We start from the raw sequence: 1,784 nt of genomic DNA, 5'->3' as shown, positions 1-1,784 counted from the left end.
GCTCTCCTGACCCCATCATGCGGCGGCCCAAGCGCCGACCGCGAAGAGAAGCGAGTGACCCACGGAACGGTCCAGAAAAAAGTGCAGGAGCATCTTGACCAAAACGACCCCAATCAGAGAGGACTCTTAGTCTTACTGAGTCAGAAAGTCGCGGATGCGGGGGATTCGCGCTGGTCGCGGATTTGTTAGCGTGCTGATTCGTGATCAGGGAAGCGCGCCATGCCCGACTGGACAGCCGAGAGTGAAGCCGCATTTGACGCCTATGTCGATGCTTTGATCGGGGTGATCGGCCACGCCGACCGGGCTGAGCCGCTGAAGGATTATTGCCTCGGACTTCTGATGCCGATGGAACGCAAGAGCGTGGAGCCGTTGGCGGCCGTCACGGCGCCGTCGCGGGTGGCGGCCAAGCATCAGTCTCTGCTGCATTTCGTGGGACAGGCGCCGTGGTCGGACGCGGCCTTGCTGGCACGGGTTCGCGACTGGGTTCTTCCACAGATCGAGCAGCGCGGACCGATCCGGGCGTGGATCGTCGACGACACGGGCTTTCCCAAGAAGGGCAAGCACTCGGTGGGCGTAGCGCGCCAGTATTGCGGCCAGTTGGGCAAGCAGGACAACTGTCAGATTGCGGTTAGCCTATCGATCGCCAATGATGCAGCCTCGCTTCCGATCGCCTACCAATTATATCTCCCGCACATCTGGGCGGAGAATCCGGAACAACGCAAGAAGGCCAAGATTCCGGCAGAGATCACGTTCCAGACCAAGCCGCAGATCGCGCTCGAGCAGATCAAGACGGCCAAGGCCGATGGCGTCGCGCCCGGCGTGGTTCTGGCCGACGCCGGATATGGCGCCGACGGCGGTTTCCGCGCCGGCCTGTCCGAGCTCGATCTGACCTATGTGGTGGGCGTTCAGCCCACGCTCAGCGTCTGGCGTCCAGGCGAGAGCCCCCTGCCGCCCAAGCCTTGGAGCGGAAGAGGCCGGCCGCCGTCCCGGGTCGGCCGAACCGACAATCACAAGCCGGTCTCGGCCAAGGCCCTGGCCGAGGAGTTCGACGCCGAGGCTTGGCGCACGATCGCCTGGCGTGAAGGAACCAACACCGAGCTCAAGTCCCGCTTCGCCGCCGTGCGCTTGCGGCCGGCATCCAGGGACTACAATCGGCCCGAGGCTCACGCCGAAGAGTGGCTCCTGATCGAGTGGCCTGAAGGCGAGGTCGAGCCGAGCAAATATTGGCTCTCCACCTTGCCGGCCGGCGCTACAATCACCCAGCTGGTCGACGCCGCCAAGCTGCGTTGGCGGATCGAGCGAGACTATCAGGAGCTCAAGCAGGAGCTGGGACTGGGCCACTACGAAGGCCGAGGTTGGCGGGGCTTCCACCACCACGCCAGTCTCTGTATCGCCGCCTATGGCTTCCTGATCTCTCTGAGGGAGACGATTCCCCCCTCAGCTCCGGCTCGCGCCCAGAGCCGCCAAACATCTGGTCTTCCCGACGGTTATCGACCCCGCGGATCCTCCGATCCGACCAGAGCGGCACGTCCCGACCTCGATCCCCACCATCCGGCGACGCCTGACCGTGGCCCTGGCCAACCGCCTGCAACGATGTCCATGCTGCACAAGGGCCATGGAAAGTCCGCGTCAGGCCAATTTATGACGCAGTAAGATTAGAGGCCGTTTGGAAAATCGGAAAATTGGGATTTCGGCGGAGGCTGGTTTGTGATTCAAGCTGTGGATGTGGACCGAACAGAGCCGTGGCCGGATGGCCAAGATCGCCAAGAAGACCAAGCGCTACC

At 63.2% G+C, this 1,784-nt stretch carries 1 protein-coding gene; it reads left to right on the top strand.

Going from position 1 to position 1,784, the window contains the following annotated elements; translation table 11 throughout:
* The first annotated feature begins 219 nt into the window (after positions 1-219).
* Complete coding sequence (locus D3227_RS40230) at positions 220-1,653, top strand: IS701 family transposase (protein WP_425374603.1); 1,434 nt, start codon at positions 220-222, stop codon at positions 1,651-1,653.
* The last annotated feature ends 131 nt before the right edge of the window (positions 1,654-1,784 follow it).

The organism is Mesorhizobium waimense, from assembly GCF_003601975.1.
In the GTDB taxonomy this organism is placed as follows: domain Bacteria; phylum Pseudomonadota; class Alphaproteobacteria; order Rhizobiales; family Rhizobiaceae; genus Mesorhizobium; species Mesorhizobium waimense.
The sequence above is the reverse complement of the archived record's forward strand: the minus strand, read 5'-3'. Positions and strand labels throughout refer to the sequence as shown.

Excerpts from the sequence above, each read along its gene's own strand:
- D3227_RS40230 (WP_425374603.1), top strand. The coding sequence starts at position 220 with ATGCCCGACTGGACAGCCGAGAGTGAAGCCGCATTTGACGCCTATGTC.